Origin of the sequence: Streptomyces sp. NPDC017056 (genome assembly GCF_044332485.1) — a bacterium.
Lineage (GTDB): Bacteria > Actinomycetota > Actinomycetes > Streptomycetales > Streptomycetaceae > Streptomyces.
In genome coordinates this window covers 21,387-43,443 of sequence record NZ_JBIRPD010000010.1, presented here as the reverse complement: position 1 = coordinate 43,443, position 22,057 = coordinate 21,387, and the positions used below count along the sequence as shown (strand labels likewise).

Annotated in this window: 16 protein-coding genes; 9 read left to right on the top strand and 7 right to left on the bottom strand. The window is 72.8% G+C overall.

Annotated elements, in window-relative coordinates; genetic code table 11:
* Positions 1 to 177: 177 nt before the first annotated feature.
* On the top strand, positions 178 to 1,755 hold the full coding sequence (locus ACH4OW_RS19265) for an APC family permease (protein WP_398029141.1): 1,578 nt from the start codon (positions 178 to 180) through the stop codon (positions 1,753 to 1,755).
* Positions 1,756 to 1,839: 84 nt separating this feature from the next.
* Here the strand turns inward: ACH4OW_RS19265 and ACH4OW_RS19260 are convergent, their stop codons facing one another.
* The 4 genes from ACH4OW_RS19260 to ACH4OW_RS19245 form a co-directional block, all read right to left on the bottom strand.
* Positions 1,840 to 2,997: a serine hydrolase domain-containing protein gene (locus tag ACH4OW_RS19260; protein ID WP_398029139.1), complete on the bottom strand. Its 1,158-nt coding sequence runs from the start codon at positions 2,995 to 2,997 to the stop codon at positions 1,840 to 1,842.
* An 83-nt stretch (positions 2,998 to 3,080) separates the two neighbouring features.
* Complete coding sequence (locus ACH4OW_RS19255; RefSeq protein ID WP_398029138.1) at positions 3,081 to 4,100, bottom strand: NAD(P)/FAD-dependent oxidoreductase; 1,020 nt, start codon at positions 4,098 to 4,100, stop codon at positions 3,081 to 3,083.
* 111 nt (positions 4,101 to 4,211) lie between these two features.
* Positions 4,212 to 5,036, bottom strand: coding sequence for a GntR family transcriptional regulator (locus ACH4OW_RS19250; RefSeq protein WP_398029136.1), 825 nt, complete (start codon positions 5,034 to 5,036; stop codon positions 4,212 to 4,214).
* A gap of 62 nt (positions 5,037 to 5,098) precedes the next feature.
* The gene (locus ACH4OW_RS19245) at positions 5,099 to 6,445 is read right to left on the bottom strand and encodes a hypothetical protein (protein WP_398029134.1); all 1,347 of its coding nucleotides are present in this window, start codon (positions 6,443 to 6,445) and stop codon (positions 5,099 to 5,101) included.
* Positions 6,446 to 6,597: 152 nt separating this feature from the next.
* Between ACH4OW_RS19245 and ACH4OW_RS19240 the strand changes: the two genes are divergently transcribed.
* On the top strand, positions 6,598 to 6,969 hold the full coding sequence (locus ACH4OW_RS19240) for a hypothetical protein (RefSeq protein ID WP_398029132.1): 372 nt from the start codon (positions 6,598 to 6,600) through the stop codon (positions 6,967 to 6,969).
* A 50-nt stretch (positions 6,970 to 7,019) separates the two neighbouring features.
* Here the strand turns inward: ACH4OW_RS19240 and ACH4OW_RS19235 are convergent, their stop codons facing one another.
* Positions 7,020 to 7,772 (bottom strand): type 1 glutamine amidotransferase, encoded by a 753-nt coding sequence (locus tag ACH4OW_RS19235; RefSeq protein WP_398029130.1) that lies wholly within the window; start codon positions 7,770 to 7,772, stop codon positions 7,020 to 7,022.
* Positions 7,773 to 7,859: 87 nt separating this feature from the next.
* On the bottom strand, positions 7,860 to 9,413 hold the full coding sequence (locus tag ACH4OW_RS19230; RefSeq protein ID WP_398029128.1) for a CehA/McbA family metallohydrolase: 1,554 nt from the start codon (positions 9,411 to 9,413) through the stop codon (positions 7,860 to 7,862).
* Positions 9,414 to 9,614: 201 nt separating this feature from the next.
* Between ACH4OW_RS19230 and ACH4OW_RS19225 the strand changes: the two genes are divergently transcribed.
* The 3 genes from ACH4OW_RS19225 to ACH4OW_RS19215 all read left to right on the top strand — a co-directional run bounded on the left by ACH4OW_RS19225 (position 9,615) and on the right by ACH4OW_RS19215 (position 16,156).
* Positions 9,615 to 10,439 (top strand): LLM class F420-dependent oxidoreductase, encoded by an 825-nt coding sequence (locus ACH4OW_RS19225; RefSeq protein WP_398029126.1) that lies wholly within the window; start codon positions 9,615 to 9,617, stop codon positions 10,437 to 10,439.
* 144 nt (positions 10,440 to 10,583) lie between these two features.
* Complete coding sequence (locus tag ACH4OW_RS19220) at positions 10,584 to 13,226, top strand: bifunctional FO biosynthesis protein CofGH (protein WP_398029124.1); 2,643 nt, start codon at positions 10,584 to 10,586, stop codon at positions 13,224 to 13,226.
* 92 nt (positions 13,227 to 13,318) lie between these two features.
* Positions 13,319 to 16,156, top strand: a complete 2,838-nt coding sequence (locus tag ACH4OW_RS19215) for a tetratricopeptide repeat protein (protein WP_398029122.1) — start codon at positions 13,319 to 13,321, stop codon at positions 16,154 to 16,156.
* Positions 16,157 to 16,168: 12 nt separating this feature from the next.
* Here ACH4OW_RS19215 and ACH4OW_RS19210 read toward each other — a convergent pair whose 3' ends face one another.
* A complete protein-coding gene (locus ACH4OW_RS19210) occupies positions 16,169 to 16,429 on the bottom strand; it encodes a hypothetical protein (protein ID WP_360129658.1) in 261 nt (86 codons plus the stop codon).
* Between the two features lie 218 nt (positions 16,430 to 16,647).
* On the opposite strand from ACH4OW_RS19210, the gene ACH4OW_RS19205 reads away from it, so the two are divergent.
* The 4 genes from ACH4OW_RS19205 to ACH4OW_RS19190 all read left to right on the top strand — a co-directional run bounded on the left by ACH4OW_RS19205 (position 16,648) and on the right by ACH4OW_RS19190 (position 22,016).
* Positions 16,648 to 17,769 (top strand): ADP-ribosylglycohydrolase family protein, encoded by a 1,122-nt coding sequence (locus ACH4OW_RS19205; protein WP_398029120.1) that lies wholly within the window; start codon positions 16,648 to 16,650, stop codon positions 17,767 to 17,769.
* A gap of 154 nt (positions 17,770 to 17,923) precedes the next feature.
* Entirely contained in the window at positions 17,924 to 18,904 is a 981-nt protein-coding gene (locus ACH4OW_RS19200) for an ABC transporter permease (protein WP_360129652.1), read from the top strand.
* On the top strand, positions 18,901 to 19,836 hold the full coding sequence (locus ACH4OW_RS19195; RefSeq protein ID WP_398029119.1) for an ABC transporter permease: 936 nt from the start codon (positions 18,901 to 18,903) through the stop codon (positions 19,834 to 19,836). Before ACH4OW_RS19200 ends, ACH4OW_RS19195 begins: the two co-directional genes overlap by 4 nt.
* Entirely contained in the window at positions 19,833 to 22,016 is a 2,184-nt protein-coding gene (locus ACH4OW_RS19190) for a dipeptide ABC transporter ATP-binding protein (RefSeq protein ID WP_398029117.1), read from the top strand. The genes ACH4OW_RS19195 and ACH4OW_RS19190 overlap by 4 nt, the downstream gene beginning before the upstream one ends.
* Positions 22,017 to 22,057: the final 41 nt, after the last annotated feature.

Here is a 22,057-nt window from a genome sequence, read left to right as displayed (position 1 = left end):
TCCCGCAGTCCGGAACTCGACTATTCCGCCTTCAAGTTACCGGCCGTAACGCGCAACCTGCCTTGCAAACCGCGATCAATAGCCGCCCAGCACCCCGAGAAGTGAAGTCCCCACCGCCCTTCGGGGGTGGATCTTCGGCCCCTCGATGCGGAAACAGCAGCCCTTAACGTCCTGTTCATGGTTCAGGTAGCCCCCCGGCCCCAGGCCGGAGACACGGTAACGAGCGCCGGCGGCACGGCCGGCGGCGGCACCGGGAAGACCCGCGACAAGGGCCTGAGCGGCAACTCCGTCGGCCTGCTCGGCAGCGCCGTCATCGGTGTCTCCACCGTCGCCCCCGTCTACTGCCTCACCTCGACGCTCGGCCCCACCGTCGGCGAGGTCGGCCTCCAGATGCCCGCCGTCTTCCTCGCGGGCTTCCTGCCGATGCTGCTGGTCGCCTTCGCCTACCGCGAGCTGAACAAGGCCGTTCCCGACTGCGGTACGTCCTTCACCTGGTCCGTGAAAGCCTTCGGGCCGCGCATCGGCTGGATGTGCGGCTGGGGCCTGGTGATCGCCACGATCATCGTGCTCTCCAACCTGGCGGGCGTCGCCACCTCCTTCTTCTGGCTCCTGCTCGGCGAACTCACCGGCAGCGACGCCATCGCCGCCCTGGACGGCAACAAGGCCGCCCACGTCCTGACGTGCCTGGCCTTCATCGCCCTGGCCACGGCCGTCAGCTACCGCGGCATGACCGCCACCAAAGGCGTCCAGTACGCCCTGGTCGGCCTCCAACTCGCGGTACTGGCCGTCTTCGTGGCCATGGCCCTCACCAAGGCCGCCTCGGGCGGCCTCCCCGGCTCCCTGCACTTCTCCCTCACCTGGCTCGACCCCTTCGCCGTCCAGTCCTTCTCCGCCTTCACCGCCGGCCTGTCCCTGTCGATCTTCATGTTCTGGGGCTGGGACGCCTGCCTCACCGTCAACGAGGAGACCGCCGGCAGCGCCAAGACCCCCGGCCGCGCCGCACTCCTCGCCATGGTCGTCCTCATCGGCTCGTACCTGCTGACCGCCGTCGCCGCCCAGATGTTCTCCGGCGTCGGCACGAAGGGGCACGGGCTGGGCAACCCGGACACCGCCGACAACGTCTTCGCGGCCCTCGCCACCCCGGTGATGGGCCCGGTCCTCGGCGTACTCCTCTTCGTCGCGGTCCTCGCCTCCGCCGCCGCCAGCCTCCAGACCACCTTCATCCCGGTGGCCCGCACCGTCCTGGCGATGAGCGCGTACGAGGCGCTGCCGCCGTCCTTCGCCCGCGTCCACCCGCGCTTCCGGTCCCCGGGCCGCGCCACCATCGCGGCAGGCGTCGCCACCGGCGTCTTCTACGCAGGAATGACGTTCCTCTCGCAGAACGTCCTCATCGACACCATCTACGCCCTCGGCCTCATGATCTGCTTCTACTACGCGATCACGGCCTTCGCCTGCGCCTGGTACTTCCGCCGCGAACTGCGCGCCTCGGCCCGCGACCTGCTCTTCAAGGGCGTCTTCCCGGTCCTCGGCGGCGTGCTCCTCACCGCCGTCTTCACCAAAACCCTCATCGACATGTGGAACCCGGCCTACGGCTCCGGCAGCTCCGTCTTCGGCGTCGGCTCGGTCTTCGTCATCGGCGTCGGCCTCCTGGCGACCGGCTTCGTCATCATGCTCGTCATGCAGCGGCGCAGCCCGGCGTTCTTCCGGGGCGAGATCCTTACGCGGTCCACGCCGGCGCTGGTGGTGGAGGAGTAGCGGGGAGTGGGGGGAGTAGTGGGGAGACGGCCGGGCAGCAGTGCCTGTGCCCAGCCGCCCACCACGGTGATGGCCCCGGAGGCTCTATCGGAGCCGATCGGCCGCCGCATACAGCGCGCGGATCAGGCGCTCATTCTCCGGGGCAGGGCCCCCAGGAAACGGAGACCGCCGACGGTTGTAGCCGTAAGCCAGCCCGTTACGAGGATCGGCGAACGCCTGCTGGCCACCCGCGCCACTGTGCCCGAACGCGCCCTGGCCCAGCACCGGATACACCTCGGAAGTGGCCTGGAAACCGACCGCGAACGCCTTCTGCTCGCGGGCGACCAGATCCTGGCCGAAGGAGTGGATCTGCGCGAACTGTGCCGCGGTGTCCGGCGTCAGCAGCGGCTCCCTGCCGTCCAGCGGGCTGATCGCGGCCGCGTACATCCGGGCCATGCCGCGCGCCGACGCCACACCGCCGAACGACGCCGGACCGCGGGACCGTACGGACCGGAAGTTCGGCAGCTCCCACAGCTCCGGATTTTGCGGGTGGTTGCGGTTGTAGGCAATGCCGGACAAGGAGTTCGCACCGGTCGCCTCCGCCGCCAGCGCGGCGAGCCGCTCAGGCGTCTCCAGCACCGGCTGCGTACTCAGCACGCGGAATTCCTGCTCCTCCTCAAGCCCGAGGTGGAAGTCCACCGCGTAGGCATCGCGCACCCGCTCGGCGAAATGCTCCTGGAGCGTCCGGCCGGTGGCCCGGCATACGACCTCGCCGCTCAGAGCGCCGATGGTCAGCGCGTGGTAGCCGAACGCGCTCCCCGGCCGCCAGTACGGGCGCTGCGCGGCGAGCCGTTCGGCGACGGCCCGGTCGTCGGCGAGTTCGTCGACCGTGAACCCGTCATCCGCACCGGCCAGCCCGGCCCGGTGGGACAACAGCTCGCGCAAGAGGACGTCCCGCTTGCCCGCCACCCCGAACTCCGGCCAGTAGTGGCTGACCTTCCGGTCCAGGTCCAGCGTGCCTTCCTGGACGAGCAGGGCGACGACCAGATGCGCGGCGCCCTTGCTCGCGGAATACACGCCGATCAGGGAATCGCCGGTGATCTCCGGACCGGTCCACAGGTCCACGACCCGCTCGCCGTGCCGGTACGCCACCACCTGCGCGGCGAAGTCGCCCCCTTCCCCGGCCGCGGCCGCGGCGAACTCGTCCCGTACCGCCTCGAACCCGTCGGCGACGGTGCCGCGGGGTGCGTCATTCGTGGTCATCGCTACCTCCCGTACCTCGTCGGGTGGCCATCCGGCCGCGCCGGACACCGCCCGAGCCTAAGAGCGCTGCGCAACTCAACCCATCAAGCGGCGGCCCGCTCCCGCACTGCCACCGCCCGTCGCGTCTCCTCCTCGACCAGGTCGAAGTTGATCGCCACCCCCGCCTGTACGCCCATGGCGGCGGCGCCGGCGACCTTGGCCATCGGGTCGGCGACATTGCCCGCGGCCCACACGCCCGGAACCGCCGTCGCGCCACCGGGCTCCGTGACCACGTAATTACCCAGCACGGCCCCGCCCTCCGCGGCCTTCTCCGCCACCGCCAGCCCCAAGCTGTCGATCACCTTGGCCCGTACGTCGAAACGCGGCGCGACCACCAGAGCCTCGCAGCCGACCACCGTCCCGCCGGCCAGCTCCACCCCGGCCAGCCGGCCGTCACCGGCCACCGCCAGCCCGGTCACCTCGCCGTCCACCACGGCGATGCCCCGCGCGGCGAGCTGCTCGTACTGCTCGTCCGACGGCTCGGGCCCGGAGTGCAGGAACAGCCGCACATCCGCGCTCCACTGCCGCCACAGCAGCGCCTGCCGCACGGCCATCGGCCCGGTGGACAGCACCCCGATCGCCTGATCGCGCACCTCGTACCCGTGGCAGTACGGGCAGTGCAGCACGTCCCGCCCCCACCGCCCGGCGAGCCCCGGCACGTCCGGCAGCTCGTCCACGAGCCCGGTGGTCACCAACAGCCGCCGCGCGCGCACCGCCGACCCGTCACCCAGCACGACCCGAAAACCCAACCCCCCTCCCGCCACCGCCCCGGCCGCGACCACTTCCCCTTCCACCACCTCACCGCCATACCGAGCCACCTCGGCACGCCCGGCGGCCAGCAACTCGGCGGGCGGCACACCGTCCCGGGTCAGGTAGTCGTGCGAAGCCGCAGCCGGCGCGTTCCGGGGCCGCCCGGCATCCACCACCAGCACCGACCGCCGCGCCCGCCCCAACACCAGCGCCCCGGCCAGCCCCGCGGCCCCGCCGCCGATCACGACGACGTCGTAGGACGGCTCCTCCGGCCCGCGGACGGCCTGGGCGCTCCGGATCTCTTCCACAGTCATGGCACTACCTCCTCGGTATGGGGAGGAGAGTGCGCCCGGAGTGGCCTCAACGGCAAACATCGTTGCCAAGGCGGCAAAGGTGGTGCGTGGCGCGGCCTTCTCCACCTCCCGCTACTCGGACTCCGGCTCCGACCCGGGCTCCGACTCGGCCGAGAATTCATACTGCAACTCGTACAAATGCCCGGCCTTCGCCATGACCGTGACCTCGATGGGGCGGACCTCATCGCCCCACACCCCGTACACCACACGGAGCGTGCGCAGCACGGGAAGATCACCCGGCAGCCGCAGCACCTCGTACTGTTCCCGTGTGGGGACGCGCGCGGACACCCGGTCCACGCTGCGCACAGGCCGGTGCCCCAGCTCGGCGAGCAGCGCCGGCGTACCACCCCTGATCTTGCGGAACTCCGTCATCGCCGTACCGCGCGCGATCTCCACCGGGTAGTACGACGCGACGAGCTCCACCGGCTCGTCATCGATGCACAGCACCTGCCGCCGCAACACGGCACCACCCCCGTCCGCCAGCCCCATCGCCTCGGCCACATCGGCAGGCGGCACCACCTCCCCCACCTCCAGCAACCGACTGTGCGCCCGCCCTCCGAACCCGGCCGCCTCGGTCAGCCACCGATACGGCCGCCCTTCCTCCGCCGGAGCCATGTACGCCGCAGGCCGCACCGTGCGCTGGCGTCGGTCGCGCACGGTCACGGCGGCACCCGCGCGCCCGACGACCAGACGCTCGTCCTTCAGGAGCTGCAACGCCTTCTGCACCGTGGCGTTCGACGCGTCGAACCGCTCCTTGAGCCGCGCGGTGGAGGGCAACTTCGCACCGGGCGCGAGATCGCCGCTCATGATCTCGTCGCGGAGATCGGCGGCGACGCGTTCGTGCAGTGAGCGCCGGTCGAAGGAGTCGGATTCGGATTCGGTCCTGGGCACGGTCATCCGTATGGTCCTGACTCTGGGCGCGCAGCCGTGGACTGTGCGGTGGGGGAGGGGTGCGGCGTTCAGACCTTCATCGCTGCCACGTTCCGGGCTCGTTCGCTCAGGGTGCGTACGGACCTGGCGCGGTGATGCGGGCGGATACGGGTGCGCATGGTTGCGAAGTGGGCGTCGCCTCTGGCGGAGGAGATTTCCGTGTAGTCGTCCAGGAAGCGGTGCCACGTCGCGCACGCCGCGTCGAGGTGACCCAGTTCGAACTGGCGCTGTGCGAGCAGGGCGTGGAAGTGGACGCGGCCCTGGCGTTCCTGGCGGGGCTGGGCTTTCAACGAGCTGTGCAACGCGTTGACCGAACCGGGCAAGTCCTTGAACTCGTACAGCACGTGCGCGACGTGGAAGAGGTAAGCGGAGGCGTCGTAACCGCCGATCGACTCGCGCCGGGAATCCGCCTTGGAGAGCGCCGTCTCCGCCTCCCGCAGCCGGGTGATGGCCGTGTGACGGTCGCCGGTCATCGAAGCGGCGTGTGCCTGCTGGCCGCGGAGGAATGCCACCAGGCGCGGCCCGGCCGCGGGGGCGGCGGTCGCCGCCGAGTCGGCCAGTTCCAGGGCCTTCGCGCCGTAGCCGAGGCTGGACGCTTGCAGGGACATGCCGCGCAGCGTGCGGCAGTACGTGAGGTGGTCCCCGGCCTCGCCGGCCAGGTGCAGGGCTTTGACGTAGTAGCGCTGCCCGAGACCGTGTGCCCGCTCGTACATCGCCATCCAGCCGGTGAGATAGGTCAGGTCCGCAGCGGCCGCGAGCAGGTCGTGGCGCACTCGCTCCGTCGCGGGCGCCGTCAGCCAGGGGCCGACCGAATTCACCAGGAACGCCGCCGCCATCGGCCGCGCGTGGCCGCCCCCGAACTCGTCGAGGACATCGGCGACCCGGTCGGTCACCGCCCGCACCGTTTCGACCTGCGGCGGGCCCACGCGGCCGGCCCTGCCCGGCCGCGCCGCCGCCCCGGCCCGCCCCGCGAGATCCGAGAAGAGCGGCACGGCAAGGGCGGCTGAATACAGGCCGGCTTGCAGGACGCCCCTGCGGGACGGATCCATGTCGTCGCGGCTCATGTCGAGCAACTCTTCGACGGCCGAGTGGCTGGCGGGTTCCGCTCCGGCCTGCGGAGGGGGAAAGCCGGACTCGACGTGGGTGACCGGGCGCCCGAGGCGTCTGGCCAGTGCCTCCAGGATGATGGGCCGGACCTGCGGCTTCGGCATGGTGCCGGAGAGCCAGTGGGCGATGGCCGACTGTCCGTAGCGGAGGGGGAGCCCCGCCTCCGCTCCCGCGCGGTTCACTGCGTTGGCGAACTGCTGCTCGGTCCACGCGGCCTGCCGGAGCAGGCGGGTGAGGCTCGTGTTCGGTGTGCGCCCACTGGTCGCCATGGTCAACTCCCGGCAGCTTTCATGGCTTTCATCTTCACGCCCGCCTCCCACGGTACCCGCGAGGTCACCACACAGGGTTACCTCTGTGGACGGACGGGCCACCACGACCAGGTGGCGCGGTACTCGGGTAACGAGAGAGCTGTGGTGAGGGCATGGATGCGCAGGATTGCGGGAGTTCGACGCCGCAGGGTGTCGACTTCGAGGCGGCGCGCCGCACCGTGAGCGTGATCAAGGAACAGGTAAGGGTCTGTTCGGCCAAGGAGGACACGGAGCACCTGATGGGCGAGGCGCGCGCGATCCTGTCGGCGCTGATCCCGTTGGTTGAGGAGTATGTGCGACGGCTGCCGTGCGCGTCGCTGGAATGGGGGCGGGGCTGCGACACGGTCGCGCGTGCCCGGTCAGCTCTGACCTGGACGCATACGGGTAGCAGCCTTACGTACCTCGGTTATGTCGCCCATGTCGCCGATCACCTTCTGGGGTACTTCCCGGATCGGATTCCGGAGACGGGGAGGGCGAGGGGGTGAGGCGATGAGGAGTGAGGGGCCGGACGAAGGCTGCGTGCCTTGGCCTTCCCCTAGAGGCCCGCGTGTTCCAGGAAGAGGGTGCGTAGGTGGGTCAGGCTTTGGAGGGCCAGGGGGTGTAGGGGTGCGGCGGCGGCCCGGGCGGTGGCTTGTAGGTGGGGTACTGCGTTGGGGCCCAGGGCTTCCTCGGCTTCGGTGGTGAAGGACGGGTCGGCGAGCCATTCGTCCAGGAGGGCGGGGGTGACTTCCAGGTGGAACTGGAGGCCCCAGGCGGCCGGGCCGGCGCGGAAGGCCTGGCATTCGGTGGTGGCGGTGCGGGCCAGGACGCGGGTGCCGGGGGCGGGCTCGATGCGGTCGCCGTGCCAGTGGAGTACGGCGGGGGCGTCGGCCAGCGGGCCGACGACCGGGTCGTCGCGGTCCACGTCGTGCAGGGGGGCCCAGCCGATCTCGTTGGCCAGGCCGTGTTGGGCGCTGGTGCGCACGGCCATGCCCTGGACGCGGGCGAGGAGCTGGGCGCCCAGGCATATGCCCAGGATCGGGGTTCCGGACCGCAGCGCCTCGGTCAGGAGGTCGAGCTCCAGCTTCAGTGCGGGGTGGCCTGCCAGGTCGTCGGCGTTCATGGGGCCGCCCATGACGACGAGCCCCGCGAGGTCGGAGACCGGCGGGAGGTCGCCCGCCGCCGCGCCCGGGGTGTCGATCAGGTTGCGGATGTCGACGTCGAGGCCGCTGCCGTCCAGCGCGTCCAGGATCAGGCCGGGCCTCTCGACCTCGACGTGCTGGAGGATCAGGACGGTGCGCGGCGGCATGGGGCGGGCTCCTCGGTGGGGGGAATGGTGCCATTTTACGTGGCGGTGTTGAGGGGCGGATGCGCGTGGCGGCGTTGAGTGGGGGCTTTACGTGGGACGGCCCAGGAAGATCGGGTTGGTCATGGCGGCCATTGGGCCGGGGACGCCGGGGGTGGTGGCCGGGTGGCGGACCTCGGCGCGTACGTAGGTGGCGTTGGCCGGGGTGGTGTGCCAGGTGACCGTGCCGGAGGCGGGGAGGGGGGCCGTGAAGAGCTGGCCCTGGTCGGTGAGGATGCGGGCTGTGCAGCCGGCGGGGGCGCCGGTTGCATCGAGGCGGACGGTGACGGGGGTGGAGTCGCGTACGGGGAGGCGGTCGCCGATGGTGGCGTGTTCGCCCTTGGGGCCGGTGGCGGTGAAGGTGAGGGTGAGGGAGGAGGCTTCGGCGAGGTAGGCACGGCCGGCTCGGATGCCGGTGAGGATCGCTTCGCGGGAGAGGTCGTCGGCGAGGACGACGGTCTGGGGGAGGCCGATCACGTCCGGGTCGCGGTGGGCGTCGCTGTGGCCGACGGCGGGGAGGAAGGGGCCCCGGCCGTGGGTGTGTGCGGCGAGGGCGTTGTCCCATTCGGCGATGGCCACCTCGTCGTCGAGGGTGAAGGGGCCGTTCCAGACTTCGACCGCGTCCGCTTCTTCGTAGCCGAACTTCCAGTTGCAGCCGATGCAGGTGGCGTGCGGGTGGGCGGGGACGACGAGGCCGCCCGCGCGGCGGATGCGGTGGGCGAAGCGGGGGAAGGCGTCGTCGCGGGCGCGGTAGCGCCAGTCGATGAAGACGCCGGGGTCGGTGCCCATGGCGACCACGTGGCCGTTGCGGGTGGTGACTTCCTCGCCGGTGAGGATGAGGAGGTCGTCGCCCCAGAGCCCTTCCCACGCCCGGTGCGAGGCGGTGGTGTTGTGCTCGGTGGTGGTGATGAAGTCCAGGCCGGCGGCGCGGGCGAGGGCGGCGATCCGGGCGGGGGTGCGCTTGCCGTCGGAGTAGACGGAGTGGAGGTGGTTGTCGCCTCGGTACCAGGCTCGGCCGCGGCCCTTGGCGCGGTGGGGCGGGTAGGCAGGGGGGCGGGGCTCGGCGCCGGGGCCGTAGTGGAGGGTGATGGTGACTTCGTAGGCGAGGCCCTGGGGGGCGACGGTGTACGGGCCGAGGGCGATGTGCCAGGTGCCCGCGTTGACCGGGCCGGGGAGGTAGCCGGGGGTGGCGTCGTCGGCGCGCAGGAAGAACTCCGTGCGCGCGCCGCCCGACCAGCCGCGGAAGCCGCGCCCGCCGAGTTCCGTACCGCGCTCGTCGAAGATGCCGATGTCACAGGCGTTGCCCGCGGTGCCGGGCGGGGTGGCGGGGCGGTCGTAGGTGTAGGAGACGGCGATCTCGCGTACGCCGTGGGGGATTTCGACGGGGAGGTAGACGTAGTCGGGTGCGCCGAGGGGCAGCCGTCCGGCGACCTTCCGGGTCTCCGTGTGCCGGTCCTCGCCGGTCCGGCCGCCGTCCCGGCCTGTCCCGCCGCCTGCGTCGGCCGCCGCGAAGCTCACACCGTTCAACGTAAGCGCGGCGGCGGCTCCCGTCACCAGGAGCGCACGGCGTCCGGGCGGGCCGCTGGTTCTGTCGTCGTCGCACATGGGTCACCGCTTCCGGGGTCGGCGGGGAGGGACCTGCGTGGTGGCACCCTCGTATTGAGGCGTGAACGGGCGGACAAGGGAAGACGGCGGGGCGGAGACGCTCTCGTGTGGCGTGTTCCGGCCGTCCCCCCGGCGCCTCGTGGACGCTGCCCGCCCCCGGGGGTAGGAAGGGTGCACTGCCGACGCGGAGGTACGCCCAGCATGCGGATCTCGATCACCATTTTCCTGACCGACGAGACGATCCGGCCGGACCGGCTGGCGCGGGAGCTGGAGCAGCGCGGTTTCGCCGGGCTGTATCTCCCGGAGCACACCCACATCCCGGTCAGCCGGGACACGCCCGCGCCGATGGGCGGGCCGCTGCCGCGGGAGTACGGGCGCGCCCTTGACCCGTTCGTGGCGCTGGGCCAGGCGGCCGCCGTGACCGAGCGGCTGACGGTCGCCACCGGCGTCACGCTCGTCGCGCAGCACGACCCGATCGCGCTGGCCAAGCAGGTGGCGACGCTGGACTTCCTCTCCGGCGGGCGTTTCACGCTCGGGGTCGGCTACGGCTGGAACGTGGAGGAGGCCGCGGATCACGGGGTGGAGTGGTCGACGCGGCGCGCGCTGGTCCGGGAGCGGATGTTGGTGATGCGCGCGCTGTGGGCGGAGGAGCCGACCGCGTACGAGGGGCGGTTCGCCTCGGTACGGGCCAGCCTGGCGCACCCGAAGCCGGTCAAGGGCGCGCCGCGCACGCTGCTCGGCGGCTCGGCCGGGCCCCGGCTCTTCGCGAGTGTCGCGGAGTTCGCGGACGGCTGGCTGCCGATCGGCGGGGCGGGGCTGGGCGAGTCGCTGGAGGCGCTGCGGCGGGCGTGGGCGGCGGCGGGCCGGGACGGTGAGCCGGTCGTGGTGCCGTACGCGGTGCAGCCGTCGGCCGGGAAGCTGGCCCGGCTGCGGGACTTGGGGGTGACGGAGGTGGTGGCGGGTGTGCCGTCGGCGGGGGAGGCGGAGGTGCTGCGGACGCTGGACGAGTACGCGCAGTACCTGTGACGGGGGGCCGGGGCGGGCGCACCCGTCCCGCACCGTCTGCCCGCGCTGCCTCCGGAGGGAACCTCCGAATGACGTGATCAGTGGCACACCGCACCGGGGCGATCGGTCTGCGGCGCTGTCGGTGGACGCTCGTATGCTCGTTGGATGACTAGCAGCGCGCAGGTACCCGGGCAGGGGACGGACCGGGTGGCGGTCCCCACCAACACCCCCTCTTCCGCCACCGCCCCCACCGCCAACGCCATGCGCCGCGCCCTCAAGCGCGCCCGCGACGGCGTCGCGCTCGACGTCGGGGAGGCCGCGGTGCTGCTCCAGGCGCGCGGCGACGACCTGCGGGACCTGTGCGCCTCCGCGGCCCGGGTGCGCGACGCCGGCCTGGAGGCCGCCGGGCGTCCCGGTGTCATCACGTACTCCAAAAGCGTGTTCATCCCGTTGACGCGCCTGTGCCGCGACAAGTGCCACTACTGCACGTTCGTGACCGTCCCCGGCAAGCTGCGCCGCGCCGGCCACGGCATGTTCATGTCTCCCGACGAGGTGCTGGACATCGCCCGCCGCGGCGCCGAACTGGGCTGCAAGGAAGCGCTGATCACGCTCGGCGACAAGCCGGAGGACCGCTGGCCCGAGGCCCGCGAGTGGCTGGAGGCCGAGGGGTACGACTCCACCATCGCCTACGTACGGTCGATCGCCATCCGCATCCTGGAGGAGACAGGCCTGCTGCCCCACCTGAACCCGGGCGTGCTGTCGTGGACGGACTTCCAGACGCTCAAGCCGGTCGCCCCGTCGATGGGCATGATGCTGGAGACCACCGCCGAGCGCCTGTGGAGCGAGCCCGGCGGCCCGCACTACGGCTCGCCCGACAAGGAGCCTGCCGTGCGGCTGCGCGTCCTGGAGGACGCCGGGCGCTCCAACGTGCCGTTCACCAGCGGCCTGCTCATCGGCATCGGCGAGACCTACGAGGAGCGCGCCGAGTCGCTGTTCGCGCTCCGCAAGGTGCAGCGCGCCTACCACGGCATCCAGGAAGTCATCGTGCAGAACTTCCGCGCCAAGCCGGACACGGCGATGCGCGGCATGCCGGACGCCGAGCTGGAGGACCTGGCCGCCACCGTCGCCGTCGCCCGGCACATCCTCGGCCCGTCCGGCTGCCTCCAGGCGCCGCCCAACCTCGTCGACTCCGAGTACGCGCTGCTCATCGACGCGGGCATCGACGACTGGGGCGGCGTCTCCCCGGTGACGCCCGACCACGTCAACCCCGAGCGGCCGTGGCCCATGATCGAGGAGCTGGCCGAGAAGTCCGCCGCCGCGGGCTTCGTGCTGCGCGAGCGGCTGGCCGTCTACCCGGAGTACGTCGAGCGCGGCGAGCCGTGGCTCGACCCGCGCCTGCTGCCGCACGTCCGCGCGCTGGCCGACCCGGAGACCGGCCTCGCCCGCGAGGACGCCGTGGTCGAGGGCCGCCCCTGGCAGGAGCCCGACGAGGGCTTCTCGATGAGCGCGGCGGGCCGTACGGACCTGCACCGCACCATCGACACGGACGGCCGCACCGCCGACCGGCGCGACGACTTCGACGAGGTGTACGGCGACTGGGACGCGCTGCGCGAGGCCGCGGCGCCCGGCATGGCGCCCGAGCGGATCGACACGGATGTCCGCGCCGCCCTGGCGCAGGCCGCCGACGACCCGACCAAGCTCACCGACGACCAGGCGCTGGCCCTCCTGCACGCCGACGGCCCGGCGCTGGACGCGCTGTGCGGCATCGCCGACGACCTGCGCCGCGCCACGGTCGGCGACGACGTCACGTACATCGTCACCCGCAACATCAACTTCACCAACGTCTGCTACACCGGCTGCCGTTTCTGCGCCTTCGCCCAGCGCCGCACGGACGCCGACGCCTACACCCTCTCCCTCTCCCAGGTCGCCGACCGCGCCCAGCAGGCATGGGACGTCGGCGCGGTGGAGGTCTGCATGCAGGGCGGCATCCACCCCGACCTGCCCGGCACCGCGTACTTCGACATCGCGCGCGCCGTCAAGGAACGCGTCCCCGGCATGCACGTCCACGCCTTCTCGCCGATGGAGGTCGTCAACGGCGCGACACGCACCGGCCTGTCCATCCGCGAGTGGCTGAGCGAGGCCAAGGCAGCCGGCCTGGACACCATCCCCGGCACCGCCGCCGAGATCCTCGACGACGAGGTCCGCTGGGTGCTCACCAAGGGCAAGCTGCCCACCGCCACCTGGGTCGAGGTCGTCAAGACCGCCCACGAGCTGGGCATCCGCTCGTCCTCGACGATGATGTACGGCCATGTCGACCAGCCCCGGCACTGGCTCGGCCACCTGCGGCTGCTCGCGGAGATCCAGCAGGAGACCGGCGGGTTCACGGAGTTCGTGACGCTGCCGTTCATCCACACCAACGCGCCCGTCTACCTGGCCGGCATCGCCCGCCCCGGCCCCACCACCCGCGACAACCGCGCCGTGACGGCCATGGCCCGCGTCCTGCTCCACCCGCACATCCCCAACATCCAGACCAGCTGGGTGAAGCTGGGTACGGAAGGCGCCGCCGAGATGCTCCGCTCGGGAGCCAACGACCTCGGCGGCACGCTGATGGAGGAGACCATCTCCCGTATGGCGGGCTCCGGTTACGGGTCGTACCGCTCCATCCAGGACCTGGTCGCCATCGCGGACGCCGCGGGCCGCCCGTCGCGCGCCCGCACGACGACGTACGGGCCGGTCCCCGCCGAGCGCGAGGCGGCGGCGCACGCCTCGGACGGGCACCTGCCGGAGCTGCTGCCGGTGGTGGAGTAGCGCGGGCGTAGCGGCCGGGCCCCTCGCCCGGCCGCCTCCGCTACGGTTACGCCCGGAGCCCGCCGGGGGAGCGCGGCCCCGGGAGGTGAGCGGTGGACCGCAGGCGGCTCTCGCGCCAGGAGCTGATCCGCGCCCGGCACCAGGACGGCTTCGTCGGCCGGGACGGCGAACTCGCCGCGTTCCGCGCCAACCTCGCCCGTGACCCGGACGAACCGGGCTTCCGGTTCCTGCACCACCTGCACGGCCAGGGCGGCGTCGGAAAGACCTCCCTGGCCCGGCGCTTCGAGCAGATGGCACGCGAGCACGGCGCGCTGACCGTATACACGGACGAGTCGGTGCACAGCGTCCCGGAGGCGATGGCCGAGATCAGCGCCCGGCTGGGCCGCCAGGGCAGCCCCCTGAAGGCCTTCGACAAGCTGCTGGCCACCTACCGGGAGCGGCGGCACGAGGCCGAGGCGGCCTTCGCCGGACCCGACGAACCGGGCGACGAGGCGGCGCCCTCGCCCGGCAGCACGTTCCTCGCCAGGGCCGGTGTGACCGGCATCGGCCTGCTCCCCGGCATCGGGCCCCTCGCCGGCGCGGTGGACACCACCCAGCTCGCCCGCGGCACCGACCGGCTCCGCAGCCGGATCGGCGCCCGGCTGCGCAACCACGACGACGTACGGCTGGTCCTCTCGCCGGTCGAGGTGCTGACCCCGGTCTTCGTACGGGAACTGGGCGACGCCGCCGACGCCGTGCCCGTACTGGCCCTCTTCTTCGACACGTACGAGCGGACCGGGCCGCTGCTGGACACCTGGCTGCGCGACATCCTTTTCAGCGACCGCCACGGGCCGCTCGCGCCGAACGTCATGGTCACGCTCTCCGGCCGCGACGCGCTGGACCGGCGCTGCTGGGCCGACCACCTCGACCACGTCGCCGACCTGCCACTGGACACCTTCACGGAAGCCGAGGCACGGCAGTTCCTGGCAGCCAAGGACGTCACGGACGCGGACACCGTGGACGCCATCCTGCGGCTCTCCGGCCGCCTCCCGGTGCTCGTCTCCACCCTCGCCGGGAGCCGCCCGCACGCCGCGGAGGCCGTGGACGACCCCAGCGACACCGCCGTCGAACGCTTCCTCAAGTGGGAGACCGACCCGGTGCGCAGAGACGCGGCGCTGGCCGCCGCCCTGCCGCGCACCCTGGACGAGGACGTGTACCGGGAAGCGGTGGACGCGGCCGCCGCTGACCACTTCGACCGGCTGTGCGCGCTGCCGTTCGTCACCGGCCGCGGTGGCCGGTGGCAGTACCACGAGGTGGTCCGTACGGCGATGCTGCGCCTCCAGCGGCGCCGGTCCCCGCGCGCCTGGGCCGAACGGCACGGGCGGCTGGCGGAGGCGGCGCGGCGGGCGCAGGAGCAGTGCGCGGGCGGCCGGGACGCGCGCGCCTGCCACCGGGACGAGAGATGGCGGGAGCTGCGGCTACGCGAGGTCTATCACCTGCTCTGTACCGATTTCCGGGCCGCTCTGCCGATCGCCCTCTCCGAGGTCCTCGCCACGGCACACCACGAACCGCCCGCCGTACGCCTGGTCGCGGAAACCGTTCGGCAGGCCGGCGAGGACGGGGACGCACCGGAGGTACGCGACTGGGGCGACCGGCTGACGGACGCCCTGGACGGGCCGGGCGGGCTGGTACGAGCCCTGACGGCGCTGCTGGCCCGGCCCGGCCTCGACGGGCCGCAGCAGGCGCTCGTCCACCGCCTCCGCGGCCGTGAACACCGTAAGGCGGAGTCCTGGGAGCGGGCGTTCGCCGACTACGACCGGAGCCTCGAACTGGCCCCGGACGACACCCACGCGCTGGTCGGCCGCGGCCTGACCCACCGCTACCTGCGTGACTTCGAGCGTGCGGCCGAGGACTTCGCCCGCGCCAGAGACCTCGACCCCGGACTGGTGACCGCCGCCTTCCAACTCGGCGAGGCCCACCGGCTCATGGGCCGGCACGAGCACGCCATCACCGTGTTCGACCAGGCACTGGAACTGGACCCGCGGCACGCCCAGACCCACGGCAGCCGCGCCGTCTGCCTGCGGCGGCTGGGCCGCCCCGAGGAAGCGCTGGCGGGCCTGGCACACGCCATAGAGCTGCGCCCCGACTACGCCTGGGCGATGGCCGAGCGGGGCATGGCCTACTGGGCGATGGACCGGCACACCGAGGCACTGGCGGAATTCGACCGGGCGCTGGTCGTCAACCCGGGGTACGCGTGGGCGTACGGGGCCCGGGGAAGCCTCCGCCTGGTGACGGGGCGGCTCGATGCGGCGTTGGCCGACTTGGACCGGGCCGTCGGCCACGGGACGGCGACCACGTGGACGTTCTCCCGCCGCGCCGAGGCCCACCTCCTGAACGGGACGGAGGACGCGGCGCTTGCCGACTGCGACCGGGCGCTCGCCGTCGTCGACCGCACCGTGGCACCGGACGCCTTCCGGGCCGTCGTTCTGGCGAAGAAGGCCGGGTGCCTGCGCCGCGCGCACCGGATGGACGCAGCACGGGACGCTGTCGGTACGGCCGCGGCTCTGGCGCCGGACCGGCTGGTGGTGCGACACGAGACCGCGCTGCTCACGAGCGCGGTCGCAGGTCTACGGGGCGCGGCGTCCGCCTGGGAGGCGCTGCGGGACGCAACCGAGGGGATCCGGCCGCCGTACGGCATCGATCCCACGAAGACCGCCGGGGTCGCCGTCGTCAGCAGATGCGCGCTCGGCGATTGGGGCGGGGCGCGGGCGGCAGCCGCCGCATTGCTGGGCGACGGTACGGCGTGGGAGGACATAGCCGAGGCGGAGTTCGGGGTGCGGGAACTCGCGGAGCTGATGCCGGAGCCGGACGCTGCGACTGCCGGACGGCTGGCGGCCCTCCGCCAGGCACTCCTGCGGAGGATGGCCGAGGTGGCCCCCGCCCCACCGTGACCGGCCCCGCCCTCACCCGTCCCCGAACTCCGCCTCCGCCTCGTGCTGGAGGATGCACTGCTGCCACTGGGCCAGCGCTTCGGCGCGGTCGCCGCCGGTGTCCTCGGCCGCGGAGATGAGCGCGTCGGCGGCCATCGCGGCCAACCGGACGGTGACCTGGCACACGTCGCGCTGGGAGAGCGGCCGGAGGAGCTCCACGGCACCGTCGCTGTCGCCGGCCAGGGCGCAGGCGACGACGGCCATGGCGGTGCGGTCCCACTCGTACTCGGGCATGGGGGGAGCATGCCCAGGGAGCGCGGGTCGCATGACCTCGGTACGCAGGGGGCACGCGTGTGCTGATCGGAACCGGTGTGATCAAAAGCCTCCGCCGAGGTGACTGATCACATAGCGTTCCGTGCTCAAAGTTGACCCTTCTTGGTCGATTACAGTGCTGCGACGGGGGAGAGTAAGGGCCCCGTAAGGAAAGTTGCGGTGCACGGGGAGGGGACGACGTGAGCACAGCGACAGGCGGCGCCGCCATTTGGGGCCGGGCCGAACAGCAGGACTTCCGCAGCCGGGTACGGGGCTGCCTGCTGGGCGGGGCGATCGGCGACGCGCTCGGCGCGGGCATCGAGTTCGACTCGCTGGACGCGATCCGCGAGGCCCACGGCCAGGAGGGCGTGACGGACTACGTACCGGCCTACGGGCGGCGCGGCACCGTCACCGACGACACCCAGCTGACCCTGTTCACCGTCGACGGCCTGATCCGCGCCCAGGTACGCCGCGACACCGGCGCCTGGCACCCGCCCACCGACGTGCACCGCGCGTACCTGCGCTGGGCCGCCACCCAGCGCGACTGGGGCCCCGACGAGCGCAAGAAGGACGACGGCTGGCTGGCGCGCGAGGAGTGGCTGTACGCGCAGCGGGCCCCCGGACGGGCCTGCCTGACCGGGCTCGGCGACGACGTGATGGGCACCCTGGAGCAGCCCAAGAACCCGCAGTCCAAGGGCTGCGGCGCGGTGATGCGGTCGGCGCCGTTCGGGTTGCTGGTCGGCTGGGAACCGCAGCTGGTCTTCCAGCTCGCCGTCGAGTGCGCCGCCCAGACGCACGGCCACCCCACCGGCTACCTCGCCGCCGGCGCCATGGCGGTGATCACCCACTCGCTGGCCCGCGGCGAGGACCTGGACGGCGCCGTGCAGAAGTCGCTCGCCCACCTGGCCACCCGGCCCGGCCACGAGGAGACCAGCGACGCGCTCAAGGAGGCGCTGGGCGCCGTACGGCAGGGCATGCCGACGCCCGCCCGCGTGGAGTCGCTGGGCGAGGGGTGGACGGCCGAGGAGGCGCTCGCGATCGGCGTGTATTGCGCGCTGGTCGCCGAGGACATCCGGCACGGGCTGCTGCTGGCGGTCAACCACGGCGGCGACAGCGACTCGACCGGCGCGATCTGCGGCAACCTGCTGGGCACGCTGCACGGCGAGACGGCGCTGCCGCCAGTCTGGCTGGCCGAACTGGAGGGCCGGGCGACCATCCTCCAGCTCGCCGACGACTTCGCCATGGAGATGACGCAGGGCCCGGCCCTGCACGGCCCGGGGAACTCGGCACCGGGCTGGCTGGAGCGCTACCCCCGCGCGTGAAGGGCGTGCGCGGCGAAGCGCCGAGTGCCCAACGCCGCGCCCAATGCCCCGCTTTGGGGGTGTCTTGGTCGACAAACCCGCCCTCCGCATGCGAGAACAGCGTGGGGGCCGCGGGGGGCGGCCCGTGCCGAGGCGTACGAGGGGGAGACAGACCATGGGCCGCTACCTGCTGCGCAGGCTGGCCGGGTACCTGGTCCTGGTGGTCGTGGCGGCGTCCCTGACGTACTTCCTGGCGGCGCTCGCCCTGAACCCGCGGGCCAAGTTCGACGGCCGCAACCCGCCGCTGCCGGAAGCCGCCGTCACCAGGACCCTCGACGACTACAACATGAACCCGGACACGCCCGTGGTGGTCCGCTTCGCGCACTGGGCGGGCGACGTCGTACACGGCGACCTCGGCCGGACCCTCGACGGCGACTCGGTCAACGACGACTTCGGCCGCCGGGTCGGCGTCAGTGCCCGGCTGCTGTTCCTGGCGACCCTGGTCGGCTCGGCCCTCGGCGTGGCCGTCGGCGCGTACGGCGCGGTCCGCCAGTACCGGTTCTCCGACCGGTTCACCACCCTCGCCTCGTTCTTCGTGCTGGCCATGCCGGTCTTCGTCATCGGCGTGGCGCTCAAGATCGGCGCCACGGCGCTCAACGACGGCACCCAGACGATCAAAGTGCTGGGCGAGTACGACGCGCAGTACGCCGGCCGCTGGGACCCCGCAGCCCTCCTCAACCGCGCCCAGCACCTGCTGCTGCCCGCACTGACCCTGATCGTCGTGCAGGTCGCCCTCTACAGCCGCTACCAGCGCAGCACCATGCTGGACGTGCTCGGCGCCGACTTCCTGCGCACCGCGCGCGCCAAGGGCCTGCGCCGCCGCACGGCGCTGCTCCGGCACGGGCTGCGCACCGCGGTCCTGCCGGTCGTACCGCTGCTGGTCTACAACATCGTGCTGCTGTTCGCCGGCGCCACCTTCGTGGAGAAGACCTTCGGCTGGCACGGCATGGGCGAACTGCTCGTCGACTCGGTCACCCGGCAGGACGTCAACTCGGTTGCCGCCGTCGGCCTGTTCACCGCCGCCCTGGTACTGGTCGCGGGGCTGTTCTCGGACCTCCTGTACGCGGCCCTCGACCCCCGGGTACGCGTCCGGTGACCCGCGCCGCCGCCCCCCGCCGTACGTCGCGGGCCCGCCTCACCGCCCGCCGCTTCGCGCGCAACCGGCTCGCCCTGTGCGGCCTCGCGCTGCTGGTCCTGCTCTTCCTCGCCGCATACGCGGGCCCGCTGCTGAGCCCCTGGGATTACCGCACCCACGACTTCCTCAACTTCCTGTCCGGGCCGTCCGCCGAACACTGGTGGGGCACCACGCAAAGCGGCCTCGACCTGTACGCGCTCACCCTGCGCGGCCTCCAGAAGTCCCTGGTCATCGGCGTTCTCGTCGGCGTACTCTCCACCTTCCTGTCGGCCGTGGCCGGCGCCTTCGCCGGCTACTTCGGCGGCTGGACCGACCGCGTCCTGACGGGATGCGTCGACCTGCTGCTCGTCATGCCCGCCTTCCTGATCGTCGCCGTACTGTCGCCGCTCGTACGCGGCTCCGGCTGGCCGGTCTTCGTCGTCCTGCTGGCCGCCTTCAGCTGGATGATCACCGGCCGGGTGGTGCGCAGCGTGACGCTCACCCTCAGGGAACGCGAGTACGTCAAGGCCGCCCGGTACATGGGCGTACCCGCGCCGGTCGTCATCTTCCGGCACATCCTCCCCAACCTGTCCTCGCTGCTGATCGTCGAGGCGGTCATCCAGGCCGGGGCCGCGGTCATCGGCGAGAGCGGCCTGTCGTACTTCGGGTTCGGCGTGCAGCCGCCCGACGTGTCCCTGGGCACGGTCATCGCCGACAACACCAACATGGCCGCGAGCTACCCGTGGCTGTTCTTCTTCCCCGCCGGCTGCCTGGTGCTCATCGGCGTCTCCCTCGCCTTCATCGGCGACGGGCTGCGCGACGCGCTGGACCCCGACGCGGCGGGCGCACAGGCCCGCGCCAAGCGGCGTACGCCCCGTACAGCGGGCGGCGCGGCCACGAAAGGCCACCGGTGACCGAACCGCACACCGACCCCACCGTCACGGCCGCACGCCCCGCCCTCCGGGTCACCGACCTGCACGTCACCTTCCCCGGCGAGAGCGGCCCGGTGCACGCCGTACGCGGCCTGGGCTTCGTCGTACGGCCCGGCGAGGTCCTCGGCATCGTCGGGGAGTCCGGCGCGGGCAAGTCCGCCACCGCGCAGGCCGTCCTCGGGCTGCTGCCGGACGGCGCCCGGGTACGGGGTTCCGTCGAACTGGACGGCCGGGAACTGCTCGGCCTCGGCGACGCCGCGCTCTCCGAGGTACGCGGCAACGGCATCGGCATGGTCTTCCAGGACCCGCTGTCCGCCCTCACGCCCGTCTACAGCATCGGCACCCAGCTGGTCGAGGCGCTCCGCGTCCACCAGGACCTCAGCCGCAAGGCCGCCCGTGCGCGCGCCGTCGAACTCCTGGACCTCGTCGGCATCCCCGACCCGCACCGCCGCGCCGACGCCTTCCCGCACGAGTTCTCCGGCGGGATGCGGCAGCGCGCCGTCATCGCCATGGCCATCGCCAACGAACCGCGGGTCATCGTCGCGGACGAGCCGACCACCGCCCTGGACGTCACCGTCCAGGCGCAGATCCTGCACGTGCTCAGGACGGCCAGGGAGGCGACCGGCGCCGCGATCGTCCTGATCACCCACGACCTGGGGGTGGTCGCCGGGTTCGCGGACCGGGTGCAGGTCGTGTACGCGGGGCGGCCGGTGGAGTCCGGGACCGTGGACGAGATCTACTACCGGCCCCGGATGCCGTACACGATCGGCCTGCTGGGCGCCACGCCGCGCCTGGACGGCCCCGTGGGCGAGCCGCTGGTGCCGATCCCCGGCGCACCGCCGTCGCTGTCCGCCCTGCCGCCCGGCTGCCCCTTCGCGCCGCGCTGCCCCGTCGCCGTGGACCGCTGCCGGGAGACCGAGCCCGCGCCGGCCCCCGCCGTGGGCGGCGGGCACACCGTCGCCTGCCACCGGAGCGAGGAGATCGGCGCGGGGACGCTGCCGCGGGCGGGCCTCTTCGCGGGGCGCGCGCCTACGGGGGCGAATCGAACGCACGCATCCCCCCACCGGGGGATTACCCAGGCGCACCCGCCAACAACCGCCCCACCCCCACCCCCACCCCCACCCCCACTCCCGCCCTCACCCCCGCCCCCCACCCCGCGAGTCGTGCTCGAAGTCGACGGCCTCGTCAAACACTTCCCGCTGACCCGTGGCACGTTCGTCAAGCGGACCGTCGGGGCCGTGCGGGCCGTGGACGGCATCAGTTTCGCCGTACGGGAAGGGGAGGCGCTCGCCCTGGTCGGCGAGTCCGGGTGCGGCAAGACCACCACCCTGATGGAGATCATGGACCTGGCGGCCGGGCAGGCGGGCACCGTCCGGCTCTTCGGCCAGGACGTACGGGACCTGGACCGGGCCGGCCGCAGGAGCCTGCGCCGCGACCTCCAGATCGTCTTCCAGGACCCGACGGCCGCCCTCGACCCGCGGATGCCCGCCGGCGACATCCTCGCCGAGCCGCTGCGCACCCACCGCTGGCCCAAGGACCGGATCGCCGCCCGCGTCCCCGAACTCCTGGAGACGGTCGGCCTCGACGCCGGGCACGCCGACCGCTACCCGCGGGAGTTCTCCGGCGGCCAGCGCCAGCGCATCGCCATCGCCCGCGCCCTCGCCCTGGAACCCCGGCTGCTCGTCCTCGACGAGCCGGTCTCCGCCCTCGACGTCTCCGTACAGGCCGGTGTCCTCAACCTCCTGGACACCCTGCGCGCCCGGCTGGGCCTGAGCTATCTCCTCGTCGCCCACGACCTGTCCGTCGTGCGGCACACCGCCGACCGGATCGCGGTGATGTACCTGGGCCGCATCGTGGAGTCGGGGGACAGCGCGGCGGTCTTCGCGGCGCCGTCGCACCCGTACACGCAGGCCCTGCTGTCCGCCGTACCGCTGCCCGACCCGCGCAAGGAGCGGGCCCGCACCCGCGTCCTGCTCGGCGGGGACCTGCCGAGCCCGGCCGACGTGCCGTCCGGCTGCCGCTTCCGGGGCCGCTGCCCGCTGTACGCGGCGCTCGGCGCGCCGGAGCGGCGGCGCTGCCGGGAGCAGGATCCGCCGCCGCGGCCCGTGGCGGACGGGCACGAGGCGGCCTGCCACTACGCGAAGCCGCCGGGAGGAGGCTGAAGAACCCCTCCTGTGCCGCGCGTCCCTGTGCTTTCGTCAGT

What these genes read in the sequence shown, in the direction of transcription:
- ACH4OW_RS19260 (WP_398029139.1), bottom strand. Translation starts at nt 2,997, where the DNA reads ATGACCACGAATGACGCACCCCGCGGCACCGTCGCCGACGGGTTCGAG.
- ACH4OW_RS19230 (WP_398029128.1), bottom strand. Translation starts at nt 9,413, where the DNA reads ATGTGCGACGACGACAGAACCAGCGGCCCGCCCGGACGCCGTGCGCTC.
- ACH4OW_RS19225 (WP_398029126.1), top strand. Translation starts at nt 9,615, where the DNA reads ATGCGGATCTCGATCACCATTTTCCTGACCGACGAGACGATCCGGCCG.
- ACH4OW_RS19245 (WP_398029134.1), bottom strand. Translation starts at nt 6,445, where the DNA reads ATGGCGACCAGTGGGCGCACACCGAACACGAGCCTCACCCGCCTGCTC.
- ACH4OW_RS19265 (WP_398029141.1), top strand. Translation starts at nt 178, where the DNA reads ATGGTTCAGGTAGCCCCCCGGCCCCAGGCCGGAGACACGGTAACGAGC.
- ACH4OW_RS19250 (WP_398029136.1), bottom strand. Translation starts at nt 5,036, where the DNA reads ATGACCGTGCCCAGGACCGAATCCGAATCCGACTCCTTCGACCGGCGC.
- ACH4OW_RS19210 (WP_360129658.1), bottom strand. Translation starts at nt 16,429, where the DNA reads ATGCCCGAGTACGAGTGGGACCGCACCGCCATGGCCGTCGTCGCCTGC.
- ACH4OW_RS19240 (WP_398029132.1), top strand. Translation starts at nt 6,598, where the DNA reads ATGGATGCGCAGGATTGCGGGAGTTCGACGCCGCAGGGTGTCGACTTC.
- ACH4OW_RS19220 (WP_398029124.1), top strand. Translation starts at nt 10,584, where the DNA reads ATGACTAGCAGCGCGCAGGTACCCGGGCAGGGGACGGACCGGGTGGCG.
- ACH4OW_RS19255 (WP_398029138.1), bottom strand. Translation starts at nt 4,100, where the DNA reads ATGACTGTGGAAGAGATCCGGAGCGCCCAGGCCGTCCGCGGGCCGGAG.
- ACH4OW_RS19200 (WP_360129652.1), top strand. Translation starts at nt 17,924, where the DNA reads ATGGGCCGCTACCTGCTGCGCAGGCTGGCCGGGTACCTGGTCCTGGTG.
- ACH4OW_RS19235 (WP_398029130.1), bottom strand. Translation starts at nt 7,772, where the DNA reads ATGCCGCCGCGCACCGTCCTGATCCTCCAGCACGTCGAGGTCGAGAGG.